The sequence below is a fragment of the Modicisalibacter ilicicola DSM 19980 genome, assembly GCF_900128925.1.
GTDB classification, from domain to species: Bacteria; Pseudomonadota; Gammaproteobacteria; order Pseudomonadales; family Halomonadaceae; genus Modicisalibacter; species Modicisalibacter ilicicola.
The window spans coordinates 295,493-313,516 of sequence record NZ_FQUJ01000003.1 but is presented as its reverse complement, the minus strand read 5'-3'; the positions used below and the strand labels follow the sequence as shown (position 1 = coordinate 313,516).

The 18,024-nt window shown below is 64.7% G+C and carries 18 protein-coding genes and 3 tRNA genes; 18 read left to right on the top strand and 3 right to left on the bottom strand.

Annotated elements, in window-relative coordinates; genetic code table 11:
• The first annotated feature begins 161 nt into the window (after positions 1 to 161).
• The 6 genes from alaS (at position 162) to BUA41_RS04035 (ending at position 4,947) form a co-directional block, all read left to right on the top strand.
• The gene (gene alaS, locus BUA41_RS04060; RefSeq protein WP_072819951.1) at positions 162 to 2,765 is read left to right on the top strand and encodes an alanine--tRNA ligase; all 2,604 of its coding nucleotides are present in this window, start codon (positions 162 to 164) and stop codon (positions 2,763 to 2,765) included.
• Between the two features lie 87 nt (positions 2,766 to 2,852).
• Positions 2,853 to 4,100 (top strand): aspartate kinase, encoded by a 1,248-nt coding sequence (locus tag BUA41_RS04055; protein WP_072819949.1) that lies wholly within the window; start codon positions 2,853 to 2,855, stop codon positions 4,098 to 4,100.
• A gap of 224 nt (positions 4,101 to 4,324) precedes the next feature.
• The gene (gene csrA / locus BUA41_RS04050) at positions 4,325 to 4,522 is read left to right on the top strand and encodes a carbon storage regulator CsrA (protein WP_072819947.1); all 198 of its coding nucleotides are present in this window, start codon (positions 4,325 to 4,327) and stop codon (positions 4,520 to 4,522) included.
• An 87-nt stretch (positions 4,523 to 4,609) separates the two neighbouring features.
• Positions 4,610 to 4,702: transfer RNA gene (locus BUA41_RS04045), tRNA-Ser, on the top strand.
• 60 nt (positions 4,703 to 4,762) lie between these two features.
• A tRNA-Arg gene (locus BUA41_RS04040) sits at positions 4,763 to 4,839 on the top strand.
• A gap of 31 nt (positions 4,840 to 4,870) precedes the next feature.
• Positions 4,871 to 4,947 (top strand) — tRNA-Arg (locus BUA41_RS04035).
• Positions 4,948 to 4,967: 20 nt separating this feature from the next.
• On the opposite strand, the gene BUA41_RS04030 is transcribed toward BUA41_RS04035, so the two are convergent.
• On the bottom strand, positions 4,968 to 5,975 hold the full coding sequence (locus BUA41_RS04030; protein ID WP_084671119.1) for a tRNA dihydrouridine synthase: 1,008 nt from the start codon (positions 5,973 to 5,975) through the stop codon (positions 4,968 to 4,970).
• A gap of 158 nt (positions 5,976 to 6,133) precedes the next feature.
• Between BUA41_RS04030 and BUA41_RS04025 the strand changes: the two genes are divergently transcribed.
• The 3 genes from BUA41_RS04025 to BUA41_RS04015 all read left to right on the top strand — a co-directional run bounded on the left by BUA41_RS04025 (position 6,134) and on the right by BUA41_RS04015 (position 9,631).
• On the top strand, positions 6,134 to 6,385 hold the full coding sequence (locus BUA41_RS04025; protein ID WP_072819945.1) for an OadG family protein: 252 nt from the start codon (positions 6,134 to 6,136) through the stop codon (positions 6,383 to 6,385).
• A 72-nt stretch (positions 6,386 to 6,457) separates the two neighbouring features.
• Positions 6,458 to 8,296 carry a sodium-extruding oxaloacetate decarboxylase subunit alpha gene (gene oadA, locus BUA41_RS04020; RefSeq protein WP_072819943.1) on the top strand — a complete coding sequence of 613 codons (1,839 nt, stop codon included), beginning with the start codon at positions 6,458 to 6,460 and terminating at the stop codon, positions 8,294 to 8,296.
• 12 nt (positions 8,297 to 8,308) lie between these two features.
• Positions 8,309 to 9,631 (top strand): sodium ion-translocating decarboxylase subunit beta, encoded by a 1,323-nt coding sequence (locus tag BUA41_RS04015; protein WP_072819941.1) that lies wholly within the window; start codon positions 8,309 to 8,311, stop codon positions 9,629 to 9,631.
• A gap of 132 nt (positions 9,632 to 9,763) precedes the next feature.
• Here BUA41_RS04015 and BUA41_RS04010 read toward each other — a convergent pair whose 3' ends face one another.
• Together BUA41_RS04010 and lexA are read right to left on the bottom strand one after the other, a co-directional pair.
• Positions 9,764 to 10,378 (bottom strand): IMPACT family protein, encoded by a 615-nt coding sequence (locus BUA41_RS04010; protein WP_072819939.1) that lies wholly within the window; start codon positions 10,376 to 10,378, stop codon positions 9,764 to 9,766.
• A complete protein-coding gene (gene lexA, locus BUA41_RS04005) occupies positions 10,378 to 10,839 on the bottom strand; it encodes a transcriptional repressor LexA (RefSeq protein WP_139249047.1) in 462 nt (153 codons plus the stop codon). The genes BUA41_RS04010 and lexA overlap by 1 nt, the downstream gene beginning before the upstream one ends.
• A 174-nt stretch (positions 10,840 to 11,013) precedes the next feature.
• Here lexA and ccmA point away from each other — a divergent pair, with 174 nt between their 5' ends.
• The 9 genes from ccmA to ccmI are packed head-to-tail and all read left to right on the top strand — an operon-like array spanning position 11,014 to position 18,021.
• Positions 11,014 to 11,661 carry a cytochrome c biogenesis heme-transporting ATPase CcmA gene (ccmA, locus tag BUA41_RS04000; protein WP_072819935.1) on the top strand — a complete coding sequence of 216 codons (648 nt, stop codon included), beginning with the start codon at positions 11,014 to 11,016 and terminating at the stop codon, positions 11,659 to 11,661.
• Positions 11,662 to 12,360: a heme exporter protein CcmB gene (gene ccmB / locus BUA41_RS03995; RefSeq protein ID WP_072819933.1), complete on the top strand. Its 699-nt coding sequence runs from the start codon at positions 11,662 to 11,664 to the stop codon at positions 12,358 to 12,360.
• 12 nt (positions 12,361 to 12,372) lie between these two features.
• Positions 12,373 to 13,122 carry a heme ABC transporter permease gene (locus BUA41_RS03990; RefSeq protein ID WP_072819931.1) on the top strand — a complete coding sequence of 250 codons (750 nt, stop codon included), beginning with the start codon at positions 12,373 to 12,375 and terminating at the stop codon, positions 13,120 to 13,122.
• A 2-nt stretch (positions 13,123 to 13,124) separates the two neighbouring features.
• Positions 13,125 to 13,325, top strand: coding sequence for a heme exporter protein CcmD (gene ccmD / locus BUA41_RS03985; RefSeq protein WP_072819929.1), 201 nt, complete (start codon positions 13,125 to 13,127; stop codon positions 13,323 to 13,325).
• Positions 13,315 to 13,758 carry a cytochrome c maturation protein CcmE gene (gene ccmE / locus BUA41_RS03980; protein ID WP_072819927.1) on the top strand — a complete coding sequence of 148 codons (444 nt, stop codon included), beginning with the start codon at positions 13,315 to 13,317 and terminating at the stop codon, positions 13,756 to 13,758. Before ccmD ends, ccmE begins: the two co-directional genes overlap by 11 nt.
• Before the next feature lie 27 nt (positions 13,759 to 13,785).
• Positions 13,786 to 15,789, top strand: coding sequence for a heme lyase CcmF/NrfE family subunit (locus BUA41_RS03975; protein WP_072819925.1), 2,004 nt, complete (start codon positions 13,786 to 13,788; stop codon positions 15,787 to 15,789).
• Positions 15,786 to 16,319, top strand: a complete 534-nt coding sequence (locus BUA41_RS03970; protein WP_072819923.1) for a DsbE family thiol:disulfide interchange protein — start codon at positions 15,786 to 15,788, stop codon at positions 16,317 to 16,319. Before BUA41_RS03975 ends, BUA41_RS03970 begins: the two co-directional genes overlap by 4 nt.
• The gene (locus BUA41_RS03965; protein ID WP_072819921.1) at positions 16,304 to 16,777 is read left to right on the top strand and encodes a cytochrome c-type biogenesis protein; all 474 of its coding nucleotides are present in this window, start codon (positions 16,304 to 16,306) and stop codon (positions 16,775 to 16,777) included. The genes BUA41_RS03970 and BUA41_RS03965 overlap by 16 nt, the downstream gene beginning before the upstream one ends.
• Positions 16,774 to 18,021: a c-type cytochrome biogenesis protein CcmI gene (gene ccmI, locus BUA41_RS03960; protein ID WP_072819919.1), complete on the top strand. Its 1,248-nt coding sequence runs from the start codon at positions 16,774 to 16,776 to the stop codon at positions 18,019 to 18,021. Before BUA41_RS03965 ends, ccmI begins: the two co-directional genes overlap by 4 nt.
• Positions 18,022 to 18,024: the final 3 nt, after the last annotated feature.

The following is an 18,024-nucleotide window of genomic DNA, read 5'->3' as shown; positions in this document are numbered from 1 at the left end:
ACGCTTTCCTCTTTAGTCGCTTGCCGACTGCGTTATACTGGTGCGCCTTGCGACGGCCCCGGGTGGCGTCTTTTCACGGTACGCCAAGCGATCATCGCCCCTCATGAATGGCCATGACCGCCTGCCCGCAGCGCCTAAACGCTCATTGCCACGGGTTTTCTATGAAAAGCGCAGACATCAGACAGGCCTTTCTCAGCTTTTTCGAGGAGCGGGGGCACACCATCGTGCCGTCGAGCTCCCTGGTGCCGGACAACGACCCGACCCTGCTGTTCACCAACGCCGGCATGGTGCCCTTCAAGGACGTGTTCCTGGGGCGCGATCCGCGTCCCTACGTGCGCGCGACCTCTTCCCAGCGCTGCGTGCGTGCCGGCGGCAAGCACAACGACCTGGACAACGTCGGTTATACCGCGCGCCATCACACCTTCTTCGAGATGCTGGGCAACTTCAGCTTCGGCGACTATTTCAAGCAGGACGCCATTCGCTTCGCCTGGACCTTTCTCACCGAGACCCTGGGCCTGCCTCGGGAGAAGCTGTGGGTCACCGTGCACGTCAGCGACGACGAGGCCGAGCGTATCTGGAAGGAAGAGATCGGCATCGATCCGCAGCGGTTCTCGAAACTCGACGAGGACAATTTCTGGCAGATGGGCGATACCGGCCCTTGCGGCCCCTCCTCGGAGATCTTCTACGATCACGGCCCCGACGTCTGGGGCGGGCCTCCGGGCAGCCCGGAAGAGGACGGCGATCGCTACATCGAGATATGGAACCTGGTGTTCATGCAGTTCGACCGCGACGCCGCCGGCAACATGAACCCGTTGCCCAAGCCGTCCATCGACACCGGCATGGGGCTGGAGCGTATTGCCGCGGTGATGCAGGGGGTGCACTCCAACTACGAGATCGACCTGTTCCAGAACCTGCTGCGTGCCGCTGCCGACGCGACCGGACATGCGGACACCACGGCGCCCTCGCTGCGGGTCATCGCCGACCACATCCGCTCCTGCGCCTTCTTGATCGTGGACGGCGTCCTGCCCTCCAACGAAGGGCGTGGCTACGTGCTGCGCCGGATCATTCGCCGGGCGATCCGTCATGGCCACAAGCTCGGCGCCCGGGAGCCGTTCTTCCATGCCCTGGTGGCGGCCCTGGATGCGGAGATGGGAGGCGCCTATCCCGAGCTGAGAAAGGCACGGCCACAGATAGAGAAGATCCTGCTCAAGGAAGAGGAGCAGTTCGCGCGCACCCTGGATCACGGCATGGGATTGCTCGAGGCGGCCCTTGCCGACCTGAAGGGCGAGGTACTGGCCGGGGAGACGGTGTTCAAGCTCTACGACACCTACGGCTTTCCCTTCGACCTGACGGCGGACATCTGTCGCGAGCGCGGCGTGACCCTGGACGAGGTCGGCTTCCAGCGCGAGCTCGAGGCCCAGCGCGAGCGAGCCCGGGCCGCCAGCCAGTTCGGCGCGGATTACACCGCGGGCCTCGAGCTCGAGGGCGAGACCACCTTCAGCGGCTACGAGCGACTCGAGGATCGATCCCGTGTTACCGCACTGGTCGACGAAGCCGGCAATGCGCTGGCCGAACTCGCGGAGGGCGACAAGGGCGTGGTGGTGCTCGATCGCACGCCTTTCTATGCCGAGTCCGGTGGCCAGGTGGGCGACACCGGTTATCTCGAGGGCGACGGGCAACGCTTCCAGGTGACCGATACCCAGAAGCAGGGGGGGCACCACCTGCACCACGGCGTGATGATCGAAGGCCGTCTGCAGGTGGGAGCGGCGGTGACGCCCCGGGTCGATGCCAGCCTGCGCGTGGCGACCATGCGCAACCACTCCGCGACGCATCTGCTGCACGAGGCCCTCAAGCGCGTGCTGGGCGATCACGTGCAGCAGAAGGGCTCGCTGGTGAGCGCCGAGCGTCTGCGTTTCGACTTCAGTCATTTCGAGGCGATGAGTCGCGAACAGCTTGCCGAGGTCGAGGCCATCGTCAATCAGCAGGTGCTGGCCAATGCGGACACCCGCATTCAGCAGATGACCCTGGACGAGGCCAAGGCCAAGGGAGCGGCGGCGCTGTTCGAGGCCAAGTACAGCGACAGCGTGCGCGTGCTGACCATCGGCACCGACGATTTCTCCATCGAACTGTGCGGGGGCACCCACGTGGCGCGCAGCGGCGACATCGGCTGCTTCCATATTCTCTCCGAGACCGGCATCGCCGCCGGCGTGAGGCGCATCGAGGCCATCACCGGCGAGGCCGCCCTGGACCATTTCCGCGATCAGGAGGCACGGGTGGCGCGTATCGCCGAGCGGCTCAAGGCCAAGCCCGAGCGGGCCGAGGAGCGCGTGGCCGCACTCGTCGAGCGCAATCGCGATCTGGAGAAGGAAGTCGAGCGTCTCAAGGCCAAGCTGACCAGTGCCGCCGGCAGCGACATGCTGAGCGAGGCCCGCGAGGTGGCCGGCGTCAAGGTGCTGGCCAAGCAGATCGAAGGCGTCTCGGGCAAGGAGTTGCGTGGGCTGCTGGATCAGCTCAAGAACAAGCTGGGATCGGGCATTCTGGTGCTGGGAGTGGCCGATGACGACAAGGTAAGCCTGATCGCCGGGGTGACGAACGATCTTACCGATCGGGTGAAGGCCGGTGACCTGGTCAACCATGTCGCCGCCCAGGTCGGTGGCAAGGGGGGTGGCCGTGCCGACATGGCGCAGGCCGGTGGCAACGACCCCGTGGCGCTGCCGAGGGCCCTCGCCAGCGTGCCGACCTGGCTGGAGAATCGATTGGCTTAGGTGACGTGGACTCTGGCCGTGCCGGAACGACGGCCTCGAGTGTCTCCTGAGCTCCTTTGAACTTACGACCACACGGACAGGCAACCCATGGCGCTATACGTACAGAAATTTGGCGGTACCTCGGTAGGTTCGGTAGAACGCATCAAGGCCGTCGCCGAGAAGGTCAAGCGGTTCCGCGACGAGGGCCATCAGGTCGTCGTGGTGGTGTCGGCGATGAGCGGTGAAACCAACCGCCTCATCGAACTGGCCGGACAGATCAACGACGAGCCCACGCCTCGCGAGATGGACATGCTGGTCTCCACCGGCGAGCAGGTGACCATCTCGCTGCTGGCCATGGCCCTGCAGAAAACGGGGGTGCCCGCCACTTCCTACACCGGTGCCCAGGTCGGTATCCGCACCGACAGCGCCCACACCAAGGCGCGCATTCAGCGCATCGAGACCGATGACCTGCGCGAGGACCTCGCCGAGGGTCAGGTGGTGGTGGTCGCCGGTTTCCAGGGCGTCGACGAGGAGGGCAACATCACCACCCTGGGGCGGGGCGGCTCGGACACCACCGGGGTGGCTCTGGCCGCGGCGTTGAAAGCCGACGAGTGCCAGATCTACACCGATGTCGACGGTGTCTACACCACGGACCCCCGGGTCTGCTCCAAGGCCCAGCGCCTGGAAACCATCACCGTCGAGGAGATGCTCGAGCTGGCGAGTCTGGGCTCCAAGGTGCTGCAGATTCGTGCCGTGGAGTTTGCCGGCAAGTACAACGTTCCGCTGCGTGTGCTGTCCAGTTTCGAGGACGGCCCGGGCACCCTGATCATCGCTGACCAAGACGACGAGGATTCCATGGAAGAACCGCTCATTTCCGGTATCGCCTTTACCGCCAACGAAGCCAAGCTGACCCTGCTCAACACGCCGGATGTCCCGGGGGTCGCTTCACGCATTCTTGGCCCGATCGCCGACGCCAATATCGAAGTCGACATGATCGTGCAGAACGTGGCACCGGCCGGCGACTATACCGACTTCACCTTCACCGTCGCCAAGGGCGATTACAAGCAGACCATGAGAATCCTCAAGGAGCAGGTGCTGCCTGATCTGGGGGAGGGGGAATTGCGTGGTGACGATAACATAGCTAAGGTTTCGCTTGTGGGCGTCGGCATGCGTTCCCATGCGGGCGTCGCCTCCAGGATGTTCCGCACCCTGGCCGAAGAGAACATCAACATCCGGATGGTTTCGACCTCCGAAATCAAGATTTCCGTGGTGATCGACGAAAAGCAGATGGAATTGGCCGTTCGCGCGCTGCACCGAGCCTTTGGCCTGGACAAGGAAGACGTTGAAAGCGAGTAGGCCCTTTCCCGGAACCCAAACGATCCGAATCTGGATTAAATTGGTCAGAAAGGCTAGTCTTCGTGCGCTTTTCATCCAATCCAATCTGATCGGATGTTGTAATGTCGTCACAAGGCTTGTCTAGCGGTGAATCACGGTGCGCAAGAATACAAGGTACTGCACTGCACGAGCCGTCCGCGCTGCAGCGTACGTACCCTTTGGAAGAAGTCTGAAAGGAGATCAGCATGCTCATCTTGACTCGCCGTGTAGGCGAAACATTAATGATCGGTGACGACATAACCGTGACGGTGCTAGGCGTGAAGGGCAATCAGGTGCGCATTGGTGTCAATGCCCCCCGGGATGTTGCCGTTCACCGCGAGGAGATCTACCAGCGTATCCAGCGCGAGAAGATCGATGGCGACGAGGGTGACTCCGAGGTTTGAGGGAAGGTCCGCGCCTCCCCGGAAAATTCCCGTCCAAGGGTGGACAGGAAAAGCCAGAATCGGTAACCTACGCGCCGTGTTGATGAGGGAGAGATGGCCGAGTGGCTGAAGGCGCTCCCCTGCTAAGGGAGTATAGGGTTTATAGCCCTATCGAGGGTTCGAATCCCTCTCTCTCCGCCATTCACCTTGGTCTGCGAAGCACCAGGCGAGATATCATCGGCACGTTGCCACACGAGACAAGCGCCCGTAGCTCAGCTGGATAGAGTACCTGACTACGAATCAGGTGGTCGGAGGTTCGAATCCTCCCGGGCGTGCCATCTCTGTTGCAAGCTATTGAAGCAAGTCCTTGCGCCCGTAGCTCAGCTGGATAGAGTACCTGACTACGAATCAGGTGGTCGGAGGTTCGAATCCTCCCGGGCGTGCCAGATTTCGTCGCCCGCCTCCCTCAGGGGGCGGGCGATTCTGTGTGCGTGCGATCTCGAGATCGATGCACGGACGCGGTTCGTCCGGAACCCGCCGGACCCTCGACACTGGCCAATCCTCTCAGAAACGCGTCCAGACCTGTCTCGCGCCGCAGCAGCGCGAAACGTGCCCTGGCCTCCTCGTGCCGGTCACGCATGTGGTTCAACCATTGTTTAAGTAGCGCAACCACCACGCGTTCGGGTAGTGTGGTGCGTTGCAGTGCAGCATAGTCGGCCAGGATCGCCCCACGCACCGCCCAGGGGGTCTCGGGCAGGCGCTCTCCGGTACGTTGCCAGTGGCGAATGCGTGCAGGCAGGTCGGGGTCGGCGAGCGCGCCGCGACCGAGCATGACATCGGTGCACCCCGACAGGCTGCGGGCTCGCCAGTAGTCCTCGAGGGTCCAGATGTCGCCATTGGCGATCACCGGAATTGCCACGCGATGGCGAATTCGAGCGATCCATTCCCAGTGGGCGGGCGGTCGGTAGCCTTCGTTGCGAGTGCGGGCATGCACGACCAGGTGATTGGCGCCGCCTGCCTCGGCGGCCTGGGCGCAGGCTCGGGCCAGACGATAGTCGGCGTACCCCAGGCGCAGCTTGGCCGTCACCGGGATGGCGCCGTCGACGGCGTGGGTGACCGCCTCGACGGCACGCTGGACCCGGGCGGGGTCACGCAGCAGGGAGGCGCCGCCATCGTGGCGGTTGACGGTCTTGGCCGGGCAGCCGAAATTGAGGTCGATGCTCGTGGCCCCCAGCCTCAGGGCCTGGCGCGCGTTGGCGGCGAGGGCCCGGGGGTCGGAACCGAGCAATTGCAGATGTACCGGTATACCATTGGAGGTCGTCACCTGCGGTGACAGCAGTTCGGGGCAGTGCTTGTGAAAGACGCGGGGAGGCAGCCGCGTATCCACCACGCGCACGAATTCTGTCACGGCCCAGTCGATGCCGCCGCGATTGGCGAGCAGTTCGCGGGTCACGGCATCGATCACGCCCTCCATGGGCGCTAGGCCGATCCGCCCTTTATGTAGTAAGTTAACCACGTAAGCTCCACATAGAAATCGTCAACACTCGATAGCCCGCGACAAGTTTACCAGTCACATCCTGTCCGTCGTGACCGCTGCATGGAACCATTCTTCGAAGAGGGAGGGGGTATCGAATGGACAACACTTCACTGATGCAGGAAGGCTTGAGCCTGATGGCCTTCGGCATGGGCTTCGTCTTCGTCTTCCTGACCCTGCTGGTGATGGCAACGACGCTGATGTCGCGATTGGTGATGCGTTTCGAGCCGGCCCCGGCCACTGAAGACGACGCATCCCCGTCGTCACCATCCGACAACGGCACGGACGAGCAGCTGATCGCGGTGATCAGCGCGGCGGTACGGCGTTATCGACAGCGCCACCACCGCTGATCGAGCAGGCGCAGGGCCGCACGGGGCCGCCGTACCCGGGTTCAAGGATCAAAATAGGCAAGGGATCTTATCATGACCGATACTCGACGCCCGCTGGGCATAACCGATGTGGTGCTGCGCGATGCGCACCAGTCGCTGTTCGCGACGCGCATGCGGCTGGACGACATGCTGCCGATCGCCGAGAAGCTCGATCGTGTGGGCTTCTGGTCGGTGGAGTCCTGGGGCGGGGCGACCTTCGATGCCTGTATCCGTTACCTGGGGGAGGATCCCTGGGCACGTATCCGCGCGCTCAAGGAGGCCATGCCCAACACCCGTCAACAGATGCTGCTGCGTGCCCAGAACCTGCTCGGTTACCGCCACTATGCCGACGATGTGGTGGACGCCTTCGTCGAGCGGGCGCGCACCAACGGTGTCGATGTCTTCCGGGTCTTCGATGCGATGAACGACCCGCGCAACTTCGAGCGTCCGCTCAAGGCGGTGATCGACAACGGCGGTCATGCCCAGGGGGCGATCTCCTATACCGTCAGCCCGGTGCATACCCTGGAAGGCTGGGTAGAACTGGCCCGGCGCCTCGAGGACATGGGGGCGCACTCCGTGGCGATCAAGGACATGGCCGGACTGCTCACCCCCTACACTGCCTTTGACCTGGTCTCGCGATTGAAGAAGCACCTGTCGATTCCGGTCCACATGCAGTGCCATGCCACCACTGGCCTTTCCACCGCGACCATCCTCAAGGCCGTAGAAGCCGGCATCGACAATGTCGACACCGCGATCTCGTCGATGTCGATGACCTATGGCCACAGCCCCACCGAGTCCGTGGTGGCGATCATGCGGGAGAGTGAGCGGGATACCGGGCTGGACCTGGCGCTGCTCGAGGATATCGCCGCCTACTTTCGGGAGGTGCGCAAGAAGTACGCCGCCTTCGAGGGCTCGCTCAAGGGCATCGACTCGCGCATCCTGCTGGCTCAGGTGCCGGGAGGCATGCTCACCAACATGGAAGGCCAGCTCAAGGAGCAGGGCGCCGGCGACAGGCTCGACGACGTGCTCGAAGAGATTCCCCGGGTGCGCGAGGACCTCGGTTTCATTCCCCTGGTCACGCCGACCTCGCAGATCGTCGGTACCCAGGCGGTGATGAACGTGATGATGGGGGAGCGCTACAAGTCGATCTCCAAGGAGGTTCAGGCGCTGCTCAAGGGCGAATATGGCGCCGCCCCGGCACCGTTCAACAAGGAGCTGCAGGCGCGGGTGCTGGAGGGTGGTGAACCGATCACCTGCCGGCCGGCGGACAATCTCGAACCCGAGATGAATCGGTTGCGCGACGAGCTGCGCACCAAGGCCAGGGAGGAGAGCGTCCGTCTCGAAGAGGGCGAGCGCGAGATCGACGATGTCCTGACCTATGCACTGTTTCCGCAGATCGGCCTGAAATTCCTCAAGCACCGTGACGACCCTGACGCCTTCGAGCCGGCGCCCGGGGCACCGGATGCCCAGTCCTCCGGCGGCGACGGTGCCAAGGCGTCGCCCAGCCAGGCCAGGGCGCCGGAGAATGGCCCCGAGACCTACACCATCACCGTCAACGGTAAGCAGTACGTGGTCGAGGTCGCCGAGGGGGGGGATGTCAGCCAGGTTCAGGCCACGGTGCAGGAGGAGGCTGCCGCGCCGGCCAAGAGCGAGGCACCGGCGGCCGGGAGCGGTGCCCGCATCAGCGCCCGCATCAGCGCGCCGCTGGCCGGCAATATCTTCAAGGTCAACGTCAAGCCCGGCGACAGTGTCGGGGACGGTGACGTGGTGATCATTCTCGAGGCCATGAAGATGGAGACCGAGGTGCGTGCCAGCGAGGCCGGCACGGTCTCCGAGATCAAGGTCAGGGAGGGCGACAGCGTAGCCGTGGGCGATACGCTGATCGTGCTTTAAGGAAGCTGCCGCATGGATAAGCTACTCAGTCTCTGGCAAGGCTCCGGGCTCTACAACATGACCCTGGGCCAGGCGGTGATGATCATTGTCGGTCTGCTGCTGCTCTATCTGGCCATCAACAAGAAGTTCGAGCCCTTGCTGCTGGTACCCATCGGCTTCGGGGGCATCCTCGCCAACATCCCCGAAGCGGGTCTGGCGCTGTCGGCGGCGGAACAGGCGGCCCATCTGGCCCGGCCTGAGGTGCTCGAGCGCCTCTCGGAAACCCTGGAACTGGGAATCGGTGGCTCGGTGGATATCGGCACCTGGCGACAGGCGATCGCCGACACCCTGCACGGCGATATTTCCCCGGCCCTGGTACGCGCGGCCAATGACGCAGCGATGGATGCCGGCTTCAACCACGGCATGCTCTACCAGTTCTACAGCGTGGCCATCGCCTCGGGCATCGCTCCGCTGGTGATCTTCATGGGGGTCGGGGCGATGACCGATTTCGGCCCGCTGCTGGCCAATCCGCGTACCCTGTTCCTGGGGGCCGCGGCGCAGTTCGGCATCTTTGCCACGCTGCTCGGCGCCGTGGGCTTCACGGCCCTGGGCTGGATGGACTTCTCCCTCCAGCAGGCAGCGGCCATCGGTATCATCGGCGGGGCCGATGGGCCGACTTCCATCTATGTGTCGAGCCTGCTGGCCCCGGAGCTGCTGGGCGCGATCGCCGTGGCCTCCTATTCCTACATGGCGCTGGTGCCGCTGATCCAGCCGCCGATCATGCGCGCGCTGACCACCGCCAAGGAACGCCGGATCGTCATGACCCAGCTGCGGCCGGTCTCCAAGGGGGAGAAGATTTTCTTCCCGCTGGTGCTGCTGATCCTGGTGGTATTGTTCCTGCCGGATGCCGCACCGCTGCTGGGCATGTTCTGTTTCGGCAACCTGATGCGCGAGTGCGGCGTGGTCGAGCGGCTGTCGGATACCTCCCAGAACGCCCTGATCAACACCGTCACCATCTTCCTGGGATTGTCGGTGGGCTCCAAGCTGATCGCCGACCGCTTCCTGTCCCTGGAGACGCTGGGCATCCTCGGGCTGGGCATCGTGGCCTTCGCCATCGGTACCGCCTGCGGCATCCTCATGGCCAAGCTGATGAACCTGGTCAGCAAGATGCCGATCAATCCGCTGATCGGCTCGGCCGGGGTGTCGGCGGTGCCCATGGCGGCACGGGTCTCGAACAAGGTGGGACTGGAGTGCAACCCGCACAACTTCCTGCTGATGCACGCCATGGGCCCCAATGTGGCCGGCGTGATCGGATCGGCGGTAGCCGCCGGCGTGATGATCAAGTATCTCGGTTGACGGACTGCTGCGCTCGACGAGGCGTTGTTGAAACGCATCATCAGACTGCTCATTTGCACCAACTCCGCGTCTTCGATGCGTATCGCCTGGCCTCGCCATCGCTCGCGACGACCGCGCAAGCTAGGTGAATATTTAATCGAGCAGCGTCAATTGGCCTTTAAGCCGGGCTGCGAGCGGGGCGAGATCGACGGGGGTGTCGCTCGGCCAGCGGACGGTCAGGGTCACGCCGCCGGCGGTGTAGTCCGCCGCCTCGATGGGCGCGTCATGCTCGGCGAGCCAGGTTCGGGCCTCGGCCTCGCCGGCGAAATCGACCTTGAGGCGAAGCAGGCGGCGTTCGACGAAATCCCTGCGCGGTAGCGTTTCCAGGGCCTTCTGTACCGCCCGGGCATAGGCACGGGCCAGTCCGCCGGTGCCCAGCTTGATGCCGCCGAAGTAGCGGATCACCACGCAGCCGGTCTGGCCCAGTCCCGAGCCTTCCAGCACCTGGAACATCGGCCGCCCGGCGGTGCCGCCGGGCTCGCCATCGTCGGAAAAGCCGATGGCGGTCTGCTCGTCGGGTGGCCCGGCGATGAAGGCGCTGCAGTGATGGCTGGCATCGGGGTAGGCGGTACGGGCTCGGGCGAGCAGTGTCTCGAAACGAGTGGCGCTGGGCGCGTGGCCTACCCAGGCGATGAAGCGGCTGCGCTCGACGTCGAGCTCGGCGACGTGGATGTCCGTGTCGGCGAGATCGGGGATCGGATAGCGCATCAGGCGGCGATGCCGGGTGTTCGCATCACCCCCATGACCAGGCCCAGCACCTGGACATCGTCGTTCCTGAGGAAGATCGGTGGCATGGCTTCGTTCGCCGGCTGCAGACGCACGCCGGAGCGGTCGATGTAGAGCTTCTTCAGGGTCACTTCCTGGTTGTTGATCATCACCACCGCGGTCTCGCCATTCTCGGCGCTCTCGTGGCGTTCGATGATGATCACGTCGCCATCGTGAATGTTGCAGTCGATCATCGAGTCGCCACGGACCCGCAGCGCGTAGGTGTTGCGCCGTACCATGCGGGAGGGGACCTGCACGCTGTCCTGGTCGGGACAGGCCTCGATCGGCAGCCCTGCCGCCACCTGGCCGAGCAGTGGGATCTCGACCAGGTCGGTGGCGTCGACCTCCTCCCAGGCCCCTTCCTGCAATGGAAGATTGGGCAGGCGGTGCAGATAGTGGTGCATGAGCGTCTCCAAGGGCATGGCTAGGGCGATCAGGCGGCATCATAGCAAGCGCCACGGGTCGCGAAAACGTGCCTCGATCCACGCGATGCGACGCGCTGACGCAACATCGCGACTAGTCGCAAAAACGCTTTCCCTGTAAAGTGCGCCGTTGATGTCGACTGGTAGGGGGCATGGGTGACATTTCGTCTTGAAGCACGCGGGTTGGCCTGCGAACGTGACGATCGGCGGTTGTTTCAGGATATCGACCTGGAAGTGGGGCCCGGCGAAGTGCTTCGTGTGGAAGGCCCCAACGGAAGTGGCAAGACGACCCTGCTCAAGATCCTCTCGGGCCAGCTCACCGATTACAGTGGCGAATTGCACTGGTGCGGTCAGCCGATGCGACGTGCGCGTTCGGCGTTTCTTGCCAATCTCCTGTATCTGGGCCATACCCCCGGGGTCAAGGCGGCGCTCTCTCCGCTGGAGAATCTTGCCTGGTACCAGGCACTTTGCGGCGAGCGCGGCGACGAGGCCGAGCGCATGGCGGTGCTGGCGGATGTCGGGCTCCATGGCTTCGAGGACGTGCCCGTCGCCCAGCTCTCCGCCGGCCAGCAGCGGCGGGTGGCCCTGGCGCGACTGACCTTGACGCCACGCCCGCTGTGGGTGCTCGACGAGCCGTTCACCGCCATCGACAAGCATGGGGTCGCCCGGCTGGAGCAGCGTCTTCTGGACCATGCCCAGGCGGGCGGCAGCGTGATCCTCACCACTCACCACGAGTTGGCCCCCCTGGGGGAGTTGCGTCGAATAACGCTGGGGCATCGCGCCTGTAGCGTCGCAGGAGAGTGAATGCAAGTCGTTGAACCCAAAGCGGGACTCGGGGTCGCAATAGCAGCAACCGTCAAGCGTGACCTGACCCTGATGCTGCGCCGGCGCAGCGAGGTGATCAACCCGCTGGTGTTCTTTGCCCTGGTCATCACGCTGTTTCCCCTCGGCATATCACCGGACACCGAACTGTTGGCCGCCATCGCGCCGGGACTGTTGTGGGTGGCAGCGTTGCTGGCAACGCAGCTGTCGCTGGATACGCTGTTTCGCGGCGACTATGACGACGGCAGCCTCGAGCAGCTGCTGCTCTCGCCTCAGCCCTTGCCGGCGCTGGTGTTGTCGAAGGTACTGGTACATTGGTTGCTGACCGGGTTGCCCCTGGCGTTGATGGCCCCGGTACTGGGGCTGATGCTGGCCTTGCCGGTCGGGAGCTTCGCCGTGCTGGCGCTCTCCCTGGCGCTCGGCAGTGCCAGCCTGAGCCTGATCGGCGCCATCGGGGCGGCACTGACGGTGGGGTTGTCGCGGGGCGGGGTGCTGTTGTCGCTGCTGGTGCTGCCCCTGTACATTCCGGTGCTGATCTTCGGGGCCGGCGCGGTGCAGGTGGTGATCCTGGATGGCAACGCCGCCCCGCATCTGGCGATTCTCGGCGCCCAGCTCTGCCTGGCGCTGATGCTGTCGCCCTGGGCCATCGCTGCGGCGTTGCGCATCAGTATCAACGGTTGAGGAAGTAACGGCATGTGGGCCTTCATACACAAGCTGGGTTCGCCCAAGTGGTTCTACGCGATCAGTGCACGACTCCAGCCCTGGTTCTGGGCGCTGGCAATCCTCCTGCTGCTGGTGGGCAGCGTCTGGGGGCTGGTATTCGCCCCGTCGGACTATCAGCAGGGCAACAGCTTCCGCATCATCTACGTGCATGTGCCGGCGGCCATTCTCGCCCAATCCTGCTTCGTCACCATGGCGGTGGCCGGGGTCATCTTCCTGGTCTGGAAGATCAAGATCGCCGACATGGCCGCGGCGGTCATCGCGCCCTTCGGGGCGGCGATGACCTTCGTGGCGCTGTTCTCCGGCGCCGTGTGGGGCATGCCGACCTGGGGCACCTGGTGGGTCTGGGACGCACGCCTGACCTCGATGCTGATCCAGCTGTTCCTGTACCTGGGGGTGATCGCCCTGCGTGGCGCCTTCGCCAGCCGTGACAGCGGCTCCCGGGCGGCGTCGGTGCTGGCGCTGGTGGGCGTGGTCAACATTCCGATCATCAAGTACTCCGTCGACTGGTGGAATACGCTTCACCAGCCGGCGACCTTCACCCTCACGGAGCGCCCGGCGATGCCGGTCGAGATGTGGTTGCCGCTCTTGGTCATGGTGCTGGGCTTCTACTGCTTCTTCATTGCCTTGACCCTGACCCGTACCCGCAACGAGATATTGCGCCGTGAATCCGCCAAGCGCTGGGTGCGCGAGCTTGTCGCTGGCACCGCGAGGAGAGGATAATAATGGCCTTCGATTCGTTCCTGGCATTGCTGGCCATGGAAGGGCACGCGCCCTATGTATGGTCCGCCTGGGGCTTGACCGCCGTGCTGCTGATCGGCAGTGCACTCTATGCGCGAGCAGAGCGTCGTCATCTGCTTCGCGATCTTCAACGACGCCAGCGCCGGGAACGCCATGCCGGTCGGGAGGATGCTCATGAATCCTAAACGCAAGCAGCGCCTGATGATCGTGCTGGGGCTGGCAGCCCTGGCGGCGATCGCCGTGGGGCTGACCCTCTATTCGCTGAGCAGCAACATCAACCTGTTCTTCAGTCCCGAGCAGATCGCCAAGGGCGAGGCGCCTTTGGAGCGTCAGATCCGCGCCGGCGGGATGGTCAAGGAAGGCAGCGTGCAGCGTGACAGCGAGAGCCTGGATGTCACCTTCGTGGTGACGGATTACGAGAATGACCTGAAGGTACGCTACAGCGGCATCCTGCCGGATCTGTTCCGGGAGGGGCAGGGCGTGGTGGTGGTCGGCAAGCTCGAGGAAGAGCGCCTGATGCGGGCCGGTCAGGTCCTGGCCAAGCACGACGAGAACTACATGCCGCCGGAAGTGGCCGAAGTCATGCAGGGCAAGATGCCCACGGACACGCTTGAATAGATCCGGAGCCCGGATCGAGGAGCCCTCATGCTAAGCAAGATCATTCCCGAGCTCGGCCATTTCGCGTTGATCCTGGCGCTGCTCATGGCACTGTTCCAGGCATTGGTGCCGATGGCTGGAACCCTGACTCGCCGGCCGCTGTGGATGGCCTTCGCCAGGCCGCTGGCCGGCGGCCAGTTCCTGTTCCTGGCGATCGCCTACCTGTGCTTGACCGCCAGTTTTCTGCTCGACGATTTCAGCGTGGCCTACGTGGCCAACAACTCCAATTCGATGCTGCCCTGGTACTACAAGACGACGGCGGTATGGGGCAGCCACGAGGGCTCGGTGCTGCTGTGGAGCCTGATCCTGGGGGGCTGGGGGTTCGCGGTCAGCCAGTTCTCGAGTCAATTGCCCCGGGACATGGTCGCCCGGGTGCTGAGCGTGATGGGCATGGTGTGCAGTGGCTTTCTGCTGTTCGTGCTGGTCACTTCCAACCCGTTCGAGCGGCTGCTGCCGAACATGCCCCAGGACGGCGCCGATCTCAATCCGCTGCTCCAGGATTTCGGGCTGGTCATCCATCCACCGATGCTCTACATGGGCTACGTGGGTTTCTCGGTGGTCTTTGCCTTCGCCATCGCCGGCCTGCTCGGCGGACGCCTCGATGCCGCCTGGACCCGCTGGGCGCGGCCCTGGACCAACGTGGCCTGGGCGTTTCTCACCGTGGGCATCGCCCTGGGCAGCTGGTGGGCCTACTACGAGCTCGGCTGGGGCGGCTGGTGGTTCTGGGACCCGGTGGAAAACGCCTCGCTGCTGCCCTGGCTCTCCGGCACGGCATTGATCCACTCCCTGGCAGTGACCGAGAAGCGCGGCAGCTTCAGGAGCTGGACGGTCCTGCTGGCGATCATCACCTTCTCGCTGTCCCTGCTGGGCACCTTCCTGGTGCGCTCCGGCGTACTGACATCGGTGCACGCCTTTGCCAACGACCCGGCGCGGGGCACCTTCATCCTGGTCCTGCTGGGGCTGACGGTGGGGCTGTCGCTGCTGGTCTTTGCGCTGCGCGCCCCGCGCATGAGCCACAGCGTCGGCTTCAACTGGCTCTCCCGGGATGCGCTGCTGCTGGTCAACAATATCCTGCTGGTGATCATGACCGTCACCGTGCTGCTGGGGACGCTCTACCCCCTGTTGCTCGATGCCCTGGGCCTGGGCAAGATCAGCGTCGGCCCGCCGTACTTCAACGCCCTGTTCGTGCCGCTGACGGTCCTGCTGTGCGTGTTCATGGGGCTCGGCCCACTGGCGCGCTGGAAGCAGACGAGCGGGCGCGAACTGTTCAAGCGCCTGGCCGCCGCCGGCGTCGCGGCGCTGGTCATCGGCATGGTGGCGCCGCTGCTCTACGGCGGGGAGTGGGATCTCTGGGTCTCCCTGGGTCTGGTCACGGCGCTGTGGCTGGTACTCTCCCTGGCACGCGATCTCTTCGACAAGCTGCGCAACGCCTCGAGCCCGGGCGCGGGGGTCAAGCGCCTCTCCCTGGCCTACTGGGGCATGGTGGTGGGGCACCTGGGGCTGGCCGTGACCATCGTCGGCGTGACCATGGTGTCCAACTACAATGTCGAGCGGAACATTCGGCTGGCGCCGGGCGAGAGTGCCGAGATCGCCGGCTATACCTTCGCCATGCAGGAGTTGCGTGAGCGCCGCGGCCCCAACTTCATCGCCGATACCGCCACCATCGCGGTCAGCCGCGACGGTGAGCATCGCTTCACCATGTATCCCGAGAAGCGCTTCTATCTGGCCCGGGGCATGCCGATGACCGATGTGGCGCTGCGCCCGGGGTTGTTGCGCGATCTCTATGTCGCCATGGGCGAGGACCTGGGTGACGGCTCCTGGGCAATGCGGGTCCAGTTCAAGCCCTTCGTGCGCTGGCTATGGCTCGGTGCACTCTTGATGGCGGTGGGCGGTGTGCTGGCGGTGGTCGATCGTCGCTACCGGCGCGTGAAGCGCCGCGCGGAACAGGCACGAACGGCGGATGCCGCCGGCCTCGAGGGGGCACGGGCATGAAACGTCGGTTGCTGCTGCTGATTCCGCTGCTGCTGTTCCTCGCGCTGGGCGTGTTCCTCTATCAGGGGCTGGCACTCGATCCCAGCGCCCGGGACTCGGCCCTGCTGGCCCGGGAATTCCCCCGGTTCGAGCTCTCGACGCTGGAAGATCCCGAGAGGCAGGTCGACGAATCCCTGCTCAAGGGCGAGGTGACCCTGGTCAACGTCTGGGGCGAATGGTGCCCGACCTGCAAGCAGGAGATGCCGCAATTGCTGGCACTCGAGGAGCGCGGCGTCCGTCTGGTGGGGGTCGATTACAAGGACACCCGTGCCAAGGGAATGGAGTTCCTCGAGGAGTTCGGCAATCCCTTCGAGGTCAACATCTTCGACCCCGAGGGGACCCTGGGATTCGAGCTCGGAGTCTATGGCGCCCCCGAGACGTTTCTCGTCGATGCCGACGGCATCATCCGTTATCACCACACCGGGTACATCAGACCCGAAGATGTCGAAGAGACGATCGTGCCGGAGGTGGAAAGATGGCGCAACGAATGATCCGGGCCCTGCTGGCGCTGTGTTGCCTGTTGCTCGCCGGCTCGGTGCTGGCGGCCATCGAGGTGCGCGAGTTCGAGGAGCCGGTCCTGAAAGAGCGCTACGAATCCCTCAACAGTGCGCTGCGCTGCCCCAAGTGCGAGAACCAGGCCATCGGCGATTCCGACTCGCCCATCGCCGGCGACATGCGTGAACGAGTCTACCAACTGCTTCAGGACGGGCGCTCCGATCGCGAGATCCAGGACTACATGATCGATCGTTTCGGCGATTACGTACTCTACAATCCGCGTCTCTCCGGTCGTACCTGGCTGCTTTGGGGCCTGCCGGCGGGATTGGTGGTGCTGGGTGCCGTGATCATCGGGTTGCTCGTGCGGGCACGGCGACGCTCCGCCAATCGCAGCCTCAGCCCGGAAGAGCGTGAGCGTATCAATGCGCTGATCAATCGCGAGAGGACCGAATGAATCTACTCTGGATAGCGCTGGGCCTGCTGTTGCTGCCGGCCCTGTGGATCATCGCCCTGCCGCTCAGGCGCGCCCGGGCCGTTCACGAAGCGCAGCATGCCTACGAGGAACAGGACCTCGACGCGGCCCAGAACGTGGCAGTCTACCAGCGCCGCCTGGCGTCCCTGGAGCAGGCCCACGCACGGGGCGACATCGATGCCAAGCGCTTCGAGGAGAGCCGTCTGGAACTCGATCGCAGCCTGCTCGAGGACACCGAGGAAAGCCGCCGTGCCCCCCTGAAGGCCCCCGGGGCCGGGCGCTGGGTCGTGCCTGTGGTGATGGTGCTGGTGGTGGTGGCCAGCCTGCTCTGGTACCAGCGCGAGGGGGCCCAGGACGATCTGGCGCTCTATACCATCCAACGTGAGGTGATGAACGCCCCGAACGGCTCGATGGCGATGCTGATCGAGCGTCTCGAGTCGCAGATCGACCATCAGCCCGAGAATCCCAAGCTGTGGATGGCGCTATTTCCGCTCTATCGCGACAGTGGTCGTCTCGAGGCGGCGATCGATGCCCTGGAGCGGCTCATCGCCCTGGAAGGGCGTCGGGTCGAGCTGCTGGCCCAGCTGGCGCAGATGAAGTTCTTTGCCGCCAACAGAACCCTGACCGCCGAGGTGCAGGGGCTGGTCGACGAGACCCTCGACGAGGACCCGCGGCAGCCGACGGTGCTGGGCATGCTGGGCATCGAGGCCTTCGAGCACGGCCGTTACGAAGAGGCGATCGACCACTGGCGTCGGGCCATCGCGGGCTTCGATGACGAAGAGGCGGCGGGGGTGTTGCGCAATGGCATCGCCATTGCCCAGCAGCGTCTGGGTATCACGCCGGAGCGTCCCAACACGGCGGGAAATGCGGCGACGGGGCCGTCCCTGTCGGTCTCGGTCAGCCTGGCCGAGTCTCTCGTGGAGCGGGCCGACCCGCAGGATACGGTCTTCGTGGTGGCTCGAGACAGCGCCGGCGAACTGCCGCCGTTGGCCCTGGAGCGAGCCACGGTCGCCGACCTGCCCCTCGAGGTGACCCTCGACGACAGCGATGCCATGGCGCCCAGCGCGCGGCTCTCCCAGGTCGACGAGGTACGCCTGACGGTGCGCGTCTCGGCCTCGGGCCAGGCCACGCCGCAACCCGGCGACCTGGCCGGCGAGGCGGGACCGGTCGCCCTGGGCGATCAGACCGGCCCGGTCGACATCGTCATCGACCGGGTCGTCGATTGAGCG